We start from the raw sequence: 15,229 nt of genomic DNA, 5'->3' as shown, positions 1-15,229 counted from the left end.
GAGTAGCCTTAAAAAATATAGGATATTTATTTTTTACATATTCAATGCTCTGTCACCTGTAGCTGCTAAACAAGCTTCCTTGATTGCTTCAGAATAAGTAGGGTGGGCATGAGACATTCTTGAGATGTCTTCTGCTGACGCTCTGTATTCCATTGCTACTACACCTTCAGAAATCATATCTGCCGCTCTTGGGCCGATAATGTGCATTCCTAAGATTTCGTCTGTTTCTTTATCAGCTAAAACTTTCACCAAACCATCAATATCCATAGAGGCTCTTGCTCTACCTGACGCTCTGAATGGGAATGAACCGGCTTTGTAAGCACGCTTCGATTCTTTCAACTCCTGCTCAGTGTAACCTACTGAAGCCACTTCTGGCCAAGTGTAAACCACACCAGGAATTAATTTATAGTTGATATGTGGCTTTTCACCATTAATGTGCTCTGCAACATAAACACCTTCTTCTTCCGCTTTGTGTGCTAACATTGCTCCTTTCACAACGTCACCGATAGCGTAGATACCTTCTACTGAAGTTTGTAAGTGCTCGTTGACATCAATTCTACCGCGATCATCCATTTTACCACCGATTTCTTCGAAATTCAATTTATCAGTGTAAGGACGACGACCGATAGAAACTAGGCAGTAATCACCTTTGATCTCAATCTCTTTCCCTTTTTTATCTGTTGCTTTTACTACAACTTCTTCTCCTTCAACTTTTACAGACTCAACTTTAGTCTTCAAGTTGAATTTGAAACCTTCTTTCTTCAATACCTTCTGCATTTCTTTTCCTAAAGAAACGTCCATTGTAGGGATTAAAGAATCAGCATATTCTACTACTGTTACTTCAGCACCTAAACGTGCATAAACCGAACCTAATTCCAATCCGATTACACCACCACCAATTACGATAAGGTGCTTAGGAATTTCTTGTAGTTTTAAAGCCTCTGTAGAAGTAATTACTCTTTTCTTATCAAACTCAATAAAAGGAAGCATTGTAGGCTTAGAACCTGTTGCAATAATTGTTTTTTGAGTGTTGATTACTTTTGACTCTTCACCGTCAATTTTGATTGTATTTTTATCTACAAATGAACCAAAACCTTCGTAAACGTCAATTTTATTTTTCTTCATCAAGAAAGCGATACCGTCCGTAGTTTGTTTTACTACCTCACCCTTTCTTGCGATCATTTTACCAAAGTCAATTTTTGGCTTTTCTACTTCTAAACCGTGATCAGCAAAACGGTGCACCGCTTGATGATACAATTCTGAAGAGTCTAACAATGCTTTTGAAGGAATACATCCAACATTCAAACATGTCCCACCAAGAGTTGAGTATTTTTCAATTAATGCTACTTTCATTCCTAATTGAGCAGCACGGATGGCAGCAATATAACCGCCGGGACCTGAACCGATCACTGTTAAATCATATGTCATATCTGATCCTAAAAAGGTATTTAAAGTAAGGAATGCTAGAAATGTTTCCAGCATTCCTTAGTGTTTATTTTAGTAAGTTTGTTTTTAGTAGTTTAATTAAAGTAATTAAATCTACGGTTAGAGCTTGTTCCAACAATGCTCAATAGCTTAGATCTATACGTCTAATAATAAACGGATTGGATCCTCAAGCAATTCTTTCACACGCTTCAAGAAGCTCACTGATTCACGTCCGTCAATGATTCTGTGATCATAAGACAAAGCAACGTACATGATCGGTCTAATATGCACCTCACCGTTGATTGCTACTGGACGTTCCACAATGTTGTGCATTCCTAAGATTGCCGACTGTGGAGCATTGATAATTGGAGTTGATAACATTGAACCGAATACACCACCGTTTGTAATAGTGAATGTACCTCCTTCCATTTCTGGAATAGTCAATTTATTATCACGAGCTTTTAACGCTAAACGTCTTACCTCTTTCTCGATATCAGCTAGACTTAATGACTCCGCATTTCTGATTACTGGCACTACTAATCCTTTTGGAGCAGAAACCGCAATAGAAACATCCGCATAGTCATTGTATACTAATTCGTTTCCGTCGATGTAAGCGTTTACTGCCGGCCACTCTTGTAAGGCTACAGTTACAGCTTTTGTAAAGAATGACATGAAACCTAAACCAATCTCATGCTTGTCTTTGAACATCTCTTTGTATTTCTTACGAAGATCCATTACAGGCTTCATGTCTACTTCGTTGAAAGTAGTCAACATAGCTGTTTCGTTCTTCACTGAAACCAAACGACGGGAAACTGTTTTACGAAGAGCAGTCATTTTCTCTCTTCTTTGAACTCTTTCACCTGGAGCTGCTACTGGAGCCGGAGCTTCAGCCGCTTTCGGTGCAGATTTCTTAGGAGCTGCAGCAGGCTTTTGTGCTTTCTCTGCATCTTCCTTCGTGATACGACCATCAACACCTGTACCTTTTACAGTAGATGGATCAATACCTTTTTCAGCTAAGATCTTCGCTGCTGCTGGAGAAGCGTGACCTGTAGCATAAGTAGTGTCACCTGAAACTGCTGCTGAAGGAGCTGATGCTGCTGGAGCATCTGAACTTGCAGCGGCTGCCGGAGCACCACCTTCCATTACTTCGATCTTACAAATTGGAGCACCGATTTCTAAAGTCTCATCTTCTTGAGCGATGATTCTTAAGATACCTGACTCTTCTGCTGTCAATTCAAACGTTGCTTTATCAGATTCGATCTCGCAAAGAAGATCATCTAATTCCACATAATCGCCGTCTTCTTTCGCCCATGAAGCAATTGTAACTTCAGAAATAGACTCACCTACTGTAGGTACAACCATTTCCATTACTTCACCAGTTGCTTTTGGACCTTCTGATGACGTTGCTGCTGGAGCTGCTTCTTCAGTAGCTGCTGCTTTTGGAGCACCACCTGCACCTTCTTCGATAGTACATAATAATGCACCAATCTCTAAAGTTGCATCTTCTTCAGCACCTTCTGCGATTGTGATTACACCGTCTGCTTCTGCTACTAACTCAAAAGTAGCTTTGTCAGATTCTAATTCACAAAGGACATCATCCAATTCAACTGTATCGCCGCTTTCTACTAACCATCTTGCGATAGTTACTTCAGTGATCGACTCACCGACAGCTGGAACATTCATTTGTAAGCTCATAATTTTATATTTTTTGCGATTCCTCGCGAGAGTTCTAAACTAGTTTTTTTATAAATTTATAATGAGGGATTCCTACCTCCTCAAACTGATCACCGACTACTTCGTAATCCATTTTTTCGTAAAACTCCTTTGACACTGCTCTCGCATGTAAAGACATTGTTTCGAAACCGTGATCCATTGAGAAAAACTCACTAAACTGAATCATTAAAGAACCTAAGCCTTTGCCTCTCTGATCTTCCCTAACAGCTACTTGTCTCATTTTAATTTCTTCTGGAGAAATCGGTTTTAATACTAGGCAAGCAACAACTTCATCATTATCGTTCATAGCTGCTAAGTGATAGCTATCGAACTCTTCAGATAATTCCTCTTCTGAAAATTGTAATCCAAGTGGTTTACGTAATACTTCGTCACGTAATGCTACTGTTAATTTGTGGTCAGCGGAATTAAAAGCTACTTCTTTAATAATCATAATTTAATGTTTATAGGTCCTCTTTGTCAAAAGCAACCGAAACAATACGTTCTGTCTCCTCTTTGTGAATTTTAGGGAAACCAGTCGCTGGAGATGCTGAAGGTTTACGTGAAACTAACTTCAAGTTGATCAACTCCTCCTCGTTTCTAAATGCTCTCATAATAAAGGTCCAGTATCCCATATTCACAGGCTCTTCTTGAACCCACTTCAATGATTTACGGTTAGAATATTTCTTTAAAATGGCATTTACTTTCTTCTCTGGGAAAGGATGGATTTGCTCCACTCTTACAATCGCAACATCGTCACGCTTGTCTCTTTCCTTTCTCTCCAATAAGTCGTAGTAAATTTTGCCTGTGCAAAGTAGTACTTTTTCTACTTTCTTGGCATTTTTTACTGTTGCATCATCATAAACTTCTTCAAATTTTCCTTTTGTAAAGTCTTCTAATGAAGAAATACACTTCGGATGACGTAACATTGACTTAGGAGTCATTACGATTAATGGCTTTCTGAAGTCCCAAGTTAACTGTCTTCTGATTGCGTGGAAGAAGTTGGCTGGAGTAGTGAAGTTACCTACTACAATGTTCGACTGTGCCGCTAATTGTAAATATCTCTCAGGACGAGCATTTGAGTGTTCAGGACCTTGTCCTTCGTAACCGTGTGGCAATAACATCACCATACCATTACTTCTACCCCACTTACTTTCACCTGAAGTAATAAATTGGTCAATCATAGTTTGTGCACCGTTTGAGAAATCACCGAATTGTGCTTCCCAAATTGTCAATGCACCAGGATTGGCCATTGCATATCCATATTCAAAACCTAACACACCGTACTCAGAAAGTAATGAGTTGTAGATGTAGAAAGGACCTTGAAGCTTACTGATGTTCGCTAATGAATTGTACTTCTCGTTTGTCTCCGCATCGTTCAATACTGCATGACGGTGTGAGAAAGTACCACGTTGAACGTCTTGCCCTGATAAACGAACAATTTTACCATCTAAAAGAACTGAACCGTAAGCTAATAATTCAGCTGCCGCCCAGTTGAATTCCTTCTTATCGAAGAACATCTCCTTACGCTCAGCGATTAACTTATCAATTTGCTTTAATGGTTTGAAACCGTCAGGCACTGAAGTTAAAGCGTGACCAACTGCTTCAATTGTTGTTTCTGAAATAGAAGTATCAGGAGAGTTATCGAAATCTGCCTCTTTACCTCTTTTCAATTGTTTCCATTGGATCTCTAATTCTTGAGGTCTGTATGGAAGTGGATTTTGACGTACGTTATTTAAACGATCTTGTAGCAAACGACGGAACTCTTTGTCCATTGACTTCGCTAACTGAGCGTTCATTTCACCTTGCTCGACTAATTTCTTGATGTAAATCTCACGAGGGTTTTGGTGCTTCGCAATGATATTATAAAGCTTCGGTTGCGTGAACTTAGGCTCATCTGATTCGTTGTGTCCATGACGACGGTAACAAACCATATCAACGAAGATATCTCTGTTGTAACGTTGACGGAATTCAACCGCTAATTTCATTGCATAAGCAACTTCTTCAGGGTGGTCACCATTTACGTGAAGTACAGGAGACTCAATTAATTGAGAAACGTCTGTACAGTAGATTGATGAACGAGCGTCGTCAAAGTCAGTTGTAAAACCTACTTGGTTGTTAATCACGAAGTGGATTGTACCACCTACGTCATAACCCGCAAGGTTTGACATTTGTACTGTTTCATAAACAATACCTTGACCGGCGATGGCCGCATCACCATGTATTAAGATTGGAAGAATACGTTTTGAATCTTTATCGTAGATAGAATCTACTTTCGCACGTACCACACCTAAAACTACAGGATCAACTGCTTCTAAGTGAGATGGGTTTGGCGATAAGTCCAAACGTACTTTCTTACCATTATGTGTTTCAATTTGAGATGAGAAACCTAAGTGATATTTCACATCACCGTCTCCCATTGTTTCTTCTGGTACTGCTTGACCTTCGAATTCGTTGAATACTTCTTCATAAGTCTTGCCCATGACGTTTGTCAATACATTCAAACGACCACGGTGTGCCATACCAATTACAACTTCTTCTACACCTAGATCAGCACCTGTAAAGATAGCTGTATCTAAACCTGCAATTGTTGATTCACCACCTTCCAATGAGAAACGCTTTTGACCAACATATTTTGTGTGTAGGAAGTTTTCGAATACTACAGCTTCATTTAGCTTGCTAAGAATTCTTTTCTTGTCCTCTTGTGAGAACTCATGACCAGGATACTCGTTTTCAATCTTGTCTTTGATCCAAGCCAATACTTCTGGCTCACGGATCGACATAAATTCAAAACCGATTTTACCGTAATAGATTTTTTTCAATCTCTCTACGATATCCTTCAAAGGAACAGTTCCCATACCTAAATAAGAACCTGCTGAGAATTTTGTATTCAAGTCAGCATTAGAAAGACCGAAATCTTCTAAATCCAATAGTGCTTTTCTATCCTTTCTCTTACGAACTGGGTTCGTATCAGAAAGCAAGTGAGCTCTAGAACGGTAAGCATTAATCAACTGTCTTACCGCAACTTCTTTTTGAAGCATTTCTTCAGAAACACCTCCAGTAGCTTTTGAAGCTACTCCGTTTGAGTGGGATGCTTTGTTGTCCAGTTCAGGGTTTTCACCAAATTTCTCTAAAGAAAATTCGAAACCCTCAAAAAATCTACTCCAAGACTCATCTACTGAGCTTGGATCTTGCTTATACGACTCGTACATCTGTTCGATGTAATCTCCATGAGCGTTAGCGATATAAGAATACTTGTCCATGTGTTTGTTGAGGTTATTTACTTGCTCCGGGACAAACATACTAAAACAATTTTATTTACAATATTTGTTTACGCAACTATTCAAATATATCATTACGATTGAAATTTTAATTATCATTTACTTCTATTAGCATCAACTACTACTATTTATTATAGAATAATTACAAATTTCTCAAATAAGAGATGATCTATTGTATTATTTTCAAGACGTATTCTCTGTACTCTAGAAAATAAATAAATATTTCAATTCCACTTTTTTTCTCCTTCAAATAAGTAGTATTGAACACAACGAAAAGAGAAGGTTATTTATGGATAATTTTATTTTGACAGGCCTTTAATTTTTCAAAAAATGCTCTTTGAGGTATGAATTCTATTTATTTAAATTGAAAACTTAAAACTCAAAAAAATAATTTCTAACACCACAAAAAATGCCCTCACTGAATTACAATGAAGGCATTTCTTAAGAAACTAAATTCTAAAAGACTATCGTACTAAAATCTTCTGTACATGTTTTTCCTGTCCAACTACTATTGATAAAAAGTATATCCCATTTTCCAAAGCGTTAGGCAATTCAAATTGATAAAAGGAAGAAGAGAAATTGCGATCAGAGTAATATTCAATCGTATTTCCATTTAAATCAAAAAGCTGTAAGGTTAAAGACAAATCTGAATCAATATTAGAAAATAAAAGATTTACGGATTGCCCTTGTACCAACTCATTTGGAAAAACCTTTACCTCGCTATCTGTATTTGAAGTATTTTGATTTAAAACCCCAAATATTTCAAAAGCTCCATCAAAATCATATTGAACCAATCTATAATAGCTATACTGTTCTCCCGTCAACAATATTTCATAATCCGTAGCAACATTAGTATTGCCTTGTCCATCTATCTCTGCAATTTCCATCCAATCTTTCTTATCATTAGACCCCTCAATCATAAAGTGGGAATTATTTTGTTCAGAAGCCGTTGTCCACTTCACTAAAAAACCATCATCGGTTTGAATTCCAAAGAGAGAAATTAAAACTACTGGTAGATCTCCACCTGAAGCTTCAATCTTTGTACATACAGAACTACCACTATCATCACAACCACTAGCTTTAAAAGATCCTGAGATTTGAATTTTTGTATCTAGGTCCCCAGTTATTGCTTGATTCACAAAATCGATTCCTCCACCTACATCCATGGATGCACCACTTGCTACTTCAATAGCATTAGTACCATTACCACTTGAAGAAGGAATGATCCACGCTCCTGAAATATTGAAACTTCCCGAGGTAATATTAATATCTCCTGCTTCCATTGTAAAGTCACCTGTCACATTTGTAGTACCTGTATTATTGAATATTTGGGCACCACCACCACCAAATTGAAGACCTCCATCGAGATTTAAAGTTCCTCCAACTGTAACTTCAGTACTAGTTGCATCCAATATTAACTTATCGGAAACAGACAAAGTACCTCCGGATTCAACATTAATGAAAATCTTATTATTATCATTTAGTGATTGAATTGACAAATTACCGCCATTACCAATAGTTATTGACGATTCATAACTGTTAGATTCAAGAATAAAACCAGTATATCCAGTATCATCAGTTACATTAAAATTTACTTGAATAGCATTATTTCGGTATTGAGTACTACTACCAAAATTTATTTGATCTCCTGAAACGGGATAACCTGTTGAAGATGTACTACCAATTTCCGTCCAATTACTGGAATTTTGCCAATCAGAAGCACTATTGTAGACTGCAGTACCATAATCACCTACATAAGGTTCAAAGACTGCAGAAAAAACATTTTGACTTGTTGAAATAGAAAGTAAAGCTATTAGGTACAAGCAGTTTAGATGTAAAGAGTTCATTGATTTAAAAAATAGACTGTTAAAATTCATTTAGTTCCGATACTCAAAACTAAAGACAAGTCTCTATCTAACAAACCTTTACACCTTTTAAAGTACTACTTGTAACATTATGTCACCATGCTTTCAACTTCTGTTGCTTAATGTAATATTTCGAGATTATATACTATTTAACTAATATCTTTTGTTGATATCTCTTACTACCAATCAAAACATTTAAAATGTAATAACCCTTATTCAAAGAGTTTGGCACTTTATATTGATAAAAAGAAGAAGCATAATTTGATGCTGATTGTTGATCTACTTCATTTCCTACCAAATCAAATAAATATAACGTGAAAGCTATATCTGAGTCAGGATTAGAAAATAATAAATTAGTAGATTGACCTTGAGTTAGTTCATTTGGAAAAATACTGATAGTATCATTTTCAGGTAAAACATTTTGAGTCAGAATTCCCAAAATTTCATATGAATTATCAAAATCATATTGAACTAACCTGTAGTAGTTGTATTGTTCTCCTTTTAATAAAATCTCATAATCAGTAGCAACATTTGAATTTCCTTGTCCGTCAATCTCTGCGATTTCCTTCCAATTATTTTTCGTATTTGAAGCTTCAATCATAAAATGGGAATTATTGATTTCTGAACCTGTAGTCCACTTCACTATGAAACCTTCTGGAGTTTTTATACCGAATAACGAAATAAGTTCAACGGGAAGGTCTCCGCCTTGAGCTTCAATCTCAGCACAAACAGCCGCATGATTACAAGAACCTGAAACAGTAACATTACCTCCTGTAATATCAATATCTTCAGGACCTATAGCATACTGATAAAAGTCAATCCCTCCAACATTTAAAGAAGCTCCATTGGTTACATCTAAATCATTATTTGATTGTCCATCTGCAGTCTCAATCACCCATTCTTCTGAAACATCAAAACTACCTCCACTTACTGTAAGGCCTGTACCCAACATTTTAAATTGTCCTGTGACATTAAAGTCCCCAGAACTAACAATAGTATTCTTTCCGGTATGCACCATATTTAAACCATCGTTAAAACTAATCGTACCATAATTGTAAATACTTGTTTGATTAGCAGTAAATGTCGCCGTGTTATGTACCGTTAATTCTCCTCCACTATTAATGGTTAAAGTAATTCTATTACCATTCTCATTCAAAGAAGAAGCGTCAACCGTAGCACCACTACCTATTGTAAGTACAGAAGGATAACTATTAGCATTAAAAGTAATTCCAGTGTACTCGTCTGCTAAATCAAACCCTGTAATTACTATACCATTGTTTCCATATTGTGCCGAACTACCAAACTGTACTTCGTCATCATCACCAGGAAAGCCAGAAACTTTCCCCTCTGTAACGTTAAACCAATTGTTTGGCTCTTCCCAAACTGCTAAACTTGAAAAAGTAGCAGTCGCTTTATTTCCCCATTGACCTGGGTTAGGTTTAAAAACTGCCGCATTGATATTATTGCTGGTTATCATAATAATTGCGGTTAATAAGTACAGACTTTGCCTGTGTAATTTAGAAAAGTTCATTTAATGTAAGATTTAAAAAGCTAGTTGTAGATAATCTATCATTCAGTATCTCAATATTACAGCTAATTGCTTCATTTTCATAACAATCCATAGAATAAATAGCAATATTCCTTAAAATCCCCCTTTTTTTATTGCGTTTTTTGTTAGGTGATATTCAAAAAACCACCCTAATTTTTAGTGATACTCCATATTATTATTCTATCGAACCACTTATGTAGCTCAATATTTACATCTCTGAATAGAGTACGTTCATCAATTATTAATCATAATAAAAAGAGAGTTTATAACTGTTCATTTAACACTTCACACCCTATTCTACTTTTGAGTTAATGGGAATTTAATTGCTTTTACAGGTTTATAAAGTTCAAATTTAACTTTGAATATGAAAATTATATTTTGAAGAGAAAAATAGAGCTTAAAACAACTTAGAAAGGTGATATTTTATAAATACTTTTCTATCTTTAAAATAGTAAGATCTATTCAATCTGTAATCATCATTAAAAACACCTAAATGACTCGTCATTTTCTACTTTTTTTTATTTTATTTTTCTCTACAACTTCCATCGCTCAAGAAAATGGTCTTAGCTCTAGAAAGAAAATCCTTGAAAATCACATTTTAAGAGTTGGCGTAAGAGAAGACCCTCCTTTTGTAATCAAAAGTGTGGACGGTTCTTTCTATGGCTTAAGTATTGACCTTTGGCATATGGTTGCTGAAGATTTACACTTGGTCTATGAATTTGTGGAATATAAACATATGCCTGGTCTTATTTTAGCACTTTCAAGACGACAAATCGATATTTCTGCCAATCCAATGCCCGTCAGTTCTACTAGAATACGACAGTTAGATGTTACCTACCCTTTTATGACTACATCATTAGGCGTTGTTGTTAAAAAGAATGAGCAAGATCAGATTACATTATTCTTTAGTAACCTATTTTCATTAGGCTTTATGAAACTCTTTTTCACTTTAATCGTCATTGTTTTCCTTTTTGGAACATTGGTTTGGTGGGTTGAAAAAAAGTACAATGCTACTGACTTTAGAGATGGAATTGATGGTGTAATGGATGGTATATGGTGGTCAACGGTTACAATTACTACTGTTGGATATGGCGACAAAACCCCAAAAACCACATTAGGAAGAGTCATTTCAATGGTTTGGATGTTTGTTGCCATCAGTTTGATTTCAAGTTTTACGGCAACGATTACATCAACTTTAACGATTAATCAGTTAGAAGCACAAATAAAATCCGTTGCTGATTTGAGAAAAATGAAAGGTCAAATTGGCGTAACGGCTCACTCTGGAGCGGAAAGTTACCTATTAAAACACCAAATTAACCCTGCCACTTTCGTGAACCCTGACGAAGGATTAGATGCTTTGAACAATGGTGAAATCATAGCTTTTGTTCATGATAAGCCTATCATGCGTCACGTTATTAAGGAAAGAGGTGCCAGTAACTTATTTGAAATCTCTCCTGCCAACTTTAAGCAAAACTATTATTCTTTCTTTATGCCTAGAAATAGTAAGATGTATAAGAAAATCAATTCAGAAATTGTGGATAATATTGATAGAGACTCTTGGCATCGCTTACTAAAAAAATACAATATGGATGACATCAACTAAAACTCAAAAACAGCAAACTGGAACAAAAGGTGAAATTATAGCCACTGATTTTTTAATAAAAAAAGGGTTCCAAATCCTAAAACGTAATTATAGATACAAAAGAAATGAGATTGATATTATCTGTCAAAAAGATAATTTTTTAGTCTTTGTTGAAGTTAAAACACGCAAAAATAAATCATTTGGCAACCCAGAAGAACACGTTTCTCAAAAACAAATCGACTGCATTCAAGACGCTTCTATTCAATTCCAAAACTCGTATCAAGGTACAGCTCAATTGGTCAGGTATGACATTATAAGTATCATAATTGATAGAAATGTAGTCTTGGAAATTCTGCATTTGGAAGATGCTTTTTAAAAATTTCTCAAAAAAAATTTAAGTACGTAATCACTTTACGTTCTTCTCCTATTACTTTGTAGTATCAAAAAAACAAACAGGTATTTAGCCAATGCTATTACTATCTGATTGTACATTTTAAACTCTTAATCTAAATCAATAAAATGTAATAAGTACCAAGACAAAATTATTTAATACTAATTCTATTTATTGTTTTGCGATTACTTCCTTCAAAAAACTTTAAATAGAACCACTATTAATACGTTTTTTAGCGTTGTACTCACAAAAAATAAATTAGAATTAACTATGATTTATTTTTGGCTTAGTACTTAGTAATCGAATAAGCCATACCATAAATAACTAATTACGGATTTAAAGCAAACGAAAAGTAATCCTTTAGAAACAGAATATTTTTCCCATCAGATTACAAAAACAACTTAAAAATGAATATAACTGAAGAATATATTCAAACCATATCCCCAACATCAACAGCTTTCAATGCAGGTAAAAAATTATCAATACCTGCTAAGTGGCTGTCTTATGGTAAAAGTGAAAGAGGGCTATGGGGAGAATTAAAAGGAAGTGGTAAAAAGCCCTATAAAACTCAAATTGATATTGTTGATTTTGCTTACAAATGCTCTTGTCCTTCGAGGCAATTCCCTTGTAAACATGGCATCGCTTTAATGCTTTTATATGTGGGATTGGAAGGGAAAATTGAAGAAACTGAAGAGCCTGAATGGGTGAAAGAATGGCTAGATAAGCGTTCTATTAAGAAGAGTCAAGCAGATGAAACAAAAGAAGTAACTGAAGAAGAGTCAGTTAAAAAAAATAATAATAAACTAAGAACTGAAGCAAAACGATTTGAAGAGGTTAAATCTGGTATTGAAGAACTTGAACTTTGGCTGAAAGATATGGTTCGTATAGGTTTTCTAGAATTACCTCATCAAAGAAAAAAGATAGCTGCATTATCTAAAAGAATGATTGATGCTAAAGCGACTCGATTATCAGCTTGGGTAAGATCTTATGCCGAATTCAATTTTAACAACGAACAGGTATGGAGAGAACAAGCCATGCAAACTACAGCCCGGTTATTCCTACTTATTAAAACATTTAACAACTATGATCAACTTTCCCCATTATGGCAGCAAACTATTAAAACGCTAGTGGGGTGGAACCAATCGACCAAAGAGTTAATCGATGATCCAGAAGCGGAAAGCGTGGAAGATCATTGGTTAGTAGTAGGCCAAGAAACTTCCGAAAGGGAGGGCATTACCACTCAAAAAAGTTGGTTGTTGGGTTTACAGACTAACAGAAATGCGTTAATCCTTAGCTTTAAAACCAATTACTCTAGCTTTGACCACTCCCTTTCAACAGGAATGTTGTTTGAAGGAGCACTTAAGTTTTTTCCATCCATCACTCCTTTGAGGGCAGTGGTTTCAAAGCAAAAGTTAAGCTTAAACGAACTTGTTTGTTTACCTCATTTTATGGAAAATATCAATGAAGTGTATCAGCAAAGAGCCGAAACACTAAAGAAAAACCCTTGGGAGTTGGAACAACTGGTGTGTTTAGAGTCTGTTCAATTAGTACTTCAGAAAAAGGAAAATGTAGTTTGTGATACTTTTCAAAACTATATCACTATTGAAGAGGAATGCCCTGAAGATGTGCTGTTAAATTGGTATGCTTTAGAAGGTTCTTCTCCTTCTAAAATCGCAGGTTTATTTAGAAATGGCAAACTATTACCTCTTGGATTATTTCATCAACATAAATACCTGAAATTATAATGTGGAAGCAACTTGTAGAAACGGGATTTTTAGGAACAGAACGCAAGTCTATTCAAAAAGAACTGCTTCCTGAAAACTTAATGAAACAACTTGAAAAAGTAAATGATGAAGACAGAGAAAACTACTTTCTAATGGCCTTATCTTTAGGGCAATATTATTATGAAAGTGGTGAAATTGCCCGGAAATATGATGGTGATGTCGTTACAGACTTCGTAGAAGAAGGCCGTCCTGAAATCCCACATAATATGGAGTTAATTTTTAGTAGAATTAATAACCTTGATACTTCATTTACGAAGACCAAATTGATCCACTTATGGTTGGATTGTATTATCAATGAGGGGCAAATAGTGGGATATCCTTTATTTAAAGAACTTGTCAAGTTTGGTGAAAGAAAAGGAGTTGCATTGAAAGATAAGATCACAAAAGTACTTTCTAAAAACTCTCTGAAAGCTTGCGTCCAATTCCACCAAATAAATAATAACTGGATCCAACAACCTATTAGTGAGGAAGAATGGTATACGGGAAAAATGACCCAACGAAAAGCCTTTTTAGAGACGCTTTTAGAAGAAGATGTTTTAAAAGCCATTGCACTTCTCGAAGAAACTTGGCATCAAGAAACGTTGAACAGTAAAGTTTCTTTGTTGAATAGCATTTATGAAAATCCATCAGAAGAACTAGTTCCTTTCCTAGAAGATCTTTATAATGGAGAATATAAGTTTATAGAAACTGAGAAAGAAAAACGTAGAGAAGGTAGAGCTATTCTTTCTAAGATATTATTAATGTTCCCTTCCTCAAAATTAAGCCAAGAAACATTACAACAACTAGTTCCTCTTTTTACTAAACGAGCTCTAATAAGCAAACTAAAATGGAAGCTCAACTTTCCTAAGGAACAACTTGACGGCTTCTGGAATGAGAAAAATATGTTGCAAAAATACGGTCTGGGAACTGATGGGTTCATGGCTCATCATCATTCTACAAAAGAAGAATGCTGGATGGCTTATTTTATTCAATATATTTCGTTCCAAGCTTTTGCGGATGCTTTAAAGACAAAGGAAACACATATTATCAACTGCCTTTTTGATAGTAAAGAACTACAACAAAAAGTAAGATACAGTGATGGCACCGAATCTATTTTCATTAATGAACTCACTCATAAGGTGAAGTTTAATAAAACCAAAAGTTCCGTCCAGCTTGTTCAAGCTTTTATTGAAAAAAGGAATTATAACGATTATGAGTTAAAAGATATTTTACTCTCAGTTTCATCAGAGGGTATTGAAGATTTGATCATTAAAAATAACATTTACAATACCACTATTGACCTCATCTGTAATTATGGTTCTGAAATTCCAGACCTAAACTTTTCTTATGATTTGAGTAAAAAGTTACTTCAGAAAATTCATGGTAAACCTGAAAAATGGAATTATAGAAATAGTACAGATGCACTGGGGCTGATACTTTCTAAAGACCTACTTGGAGAGTTAGAAATTCTTAATAAGAAAGAAGAGCAAAGAAAACCTAGTTATAAAATTGATGAAGGACGATACCAAGAGTCTTTACAAGTATGGAAAAATAAAATCTACATTCCCATCAAAGAAGTGATTGAAATTCGAGCTCTTTTGGAAGAAGAAAAAGAGTTTGTTACAAAATAATTGAGACATAATAATCAACCTAAAAATATTAC

At 35.3% G+C, this 15,229-nt stretch carries 10 protein-coding genes; 4 read left to right on the top strand and 6 right to left on the bottom strand.

Features of this window, described 5'->3' with window-relative positions; genetic code table 11:
* Nucleotides 1-33 precede the first annotated feature (33 nt).
* The 6 genes from lpdA to IC221_RS21105 form a co-directional block, all read right to left on the bottom strand.
* On the bottom strand, nt 34-1,428 hold the full coding sequence (lpdA, locus tag IC221_RS21130) for a dihydrolipoyl dehydrogenase (RefSeq protein WP_188170885.1): 1,395 nt from the start codon (nt 1,426-1,428) through the stop codon (nt 34-36).
* Between the two features lie 153 nt (nt 1,429-1,581).
* Complete coding sequence (odhB, locus tag IC221_RS21125; protein ID WP_188170865.1) at nt 1,582-3,120, bottom strand: 2-oxoglutarate dehydrogenase complex dihydrolipoyllysine-residue succinyltransferase; 1,539 nt, start codon at nt 3,118-3,120, stop codon at nt 1,582-1,584.
* Between the two features lie 34 nt (nt 3,121-3,154).
* A complete protein-coding gene (locus IC221_RS21120) occupies nt 3,155-3,589 on the bottom strand; it encodes a GNAT family N-acetyltransferase (protein WP_188170864.1) in 435 nt (144 codons plus the stop codon).
* Nucleotides 3,590-3,599: 10 nt separating this feature from the next.
* Nucleotides 3,600-6,398 carry a 2-oxoglutarate dehydrogenase E1 component gene (locus tag IC221_RS21115; RefSeq protein WP_188170863.1) on the bottom strand — a complete coding sequence of 933 codons (2,799 nt, stop codon included), beginning with the start codon at nt 6,396-6,398 and terminating at the stop codon, nt 3,600-3,602.
* Nucleotides 6,399-6,880: 482 nt separating this feature from the next.
* The gene (locus IC221_RS21110; RefSeq protein ID WP_188170862.1) at nt 6,881-8,263 is read right to left on the bottom strand and encodes a T9SS type A sorting domain-containing protein; all 1,383 of its coding nucleotides are present in this window, start codon (nt 8,261-8,263) and stop codon (nt 6,881-6,883) included.
* A 163-nt stretch (nt 8,264-8,426) separates the two neighbouring features.
* A complete protein-coding gene (locus IC221_RS21105; RefSeq protein WP_188170861.1) occupies nt 8,427-9,758 on the bottom strand; it encodes a T9SS type A sorting domain-containing protein in 1,332 nt (443 codons plus the stop codon).
* A 565-nt stretch (nt 9,759-10,323) separates the two neighbouring features.
* Between IC221_RS21105 and IC221_RS21100 the strand changes: the two genes are divergently transcribed.
* The 4 genes from IC221_RS21100 to IC221_RS21085 all read left to right on the top strand — a co-directional run bounded on the left by IC221_RS21100 (nt 10,324) and on the right by IC221_RS21085 (nt 15,197).
* A complete protein-coding gene (locus IC221_RS21100) occupies nt 10,324-11,433 on the top strand; it encodes a transporter substrate-binding domain-containing protein (protein WP_188170860.1) in 1,110 nt (369 codons plus the stop codon).
* Nucleotides 11,420-11,788 carry a YraN family protein gene (locus IC221_RS21095; RefSeq protein WP_188170859.1) on the top strand — a complete coding sequence of 123 codons (369 nt, stop codon included), beginning with the start codon at nt 11,420-11,422 and terminating at the stop codon, nt 11,786-11,788. Before IC221_RS21100 ends, IC221_RS21095 begins: the two co-directional genes overlap by 14 nt.
* Nucleotides 11,789-12,210: 422 nt before the next feature.
* Nucleotides 12,211-13,548, top strand: coding sequence for an SWIM zinc finger domain-containing protein (locus IC221_RS21090; protein ID WP_188170858.1), 1,338 nt, complete (start codon nt 12,211-12,213; stop codon nt 13,546-13,548).
* Nucleotides 13,548-15,197 carry a DUF5691 domain-containing protein gene (locus IC221_RS21085; protein ID WP_188170857.1) on the top strand — a complete coding sequence of 550 codons (1,650 nt, stop codon included), beginning with the start codon at nt 13,548-13,550 and terminating at the stop codon, nt 15,195-15,197. The genes IC221_RS21090 and IC221_RS21085 overlap by 1 nt, the downstream gene beginning before the upstream one ends.
* The last annotated feature ends 32 nt before the right edge of the window (nt 15,198-15,229 follow it).

This window comes from Flammeovirga sp. EKP202 (genome assembly GCF_014534745.1).
Lineage (GTDB): Bacteria > Bacteroidota > Bacteroidia > Cytophagales > Flammeovirgaceae > Flammeovirga.
The sequence above is the reverse complement of the archived record's forward strand: the minus strand, read 5'-3'. Positions and strand labels throughout refer to the sequence as shown.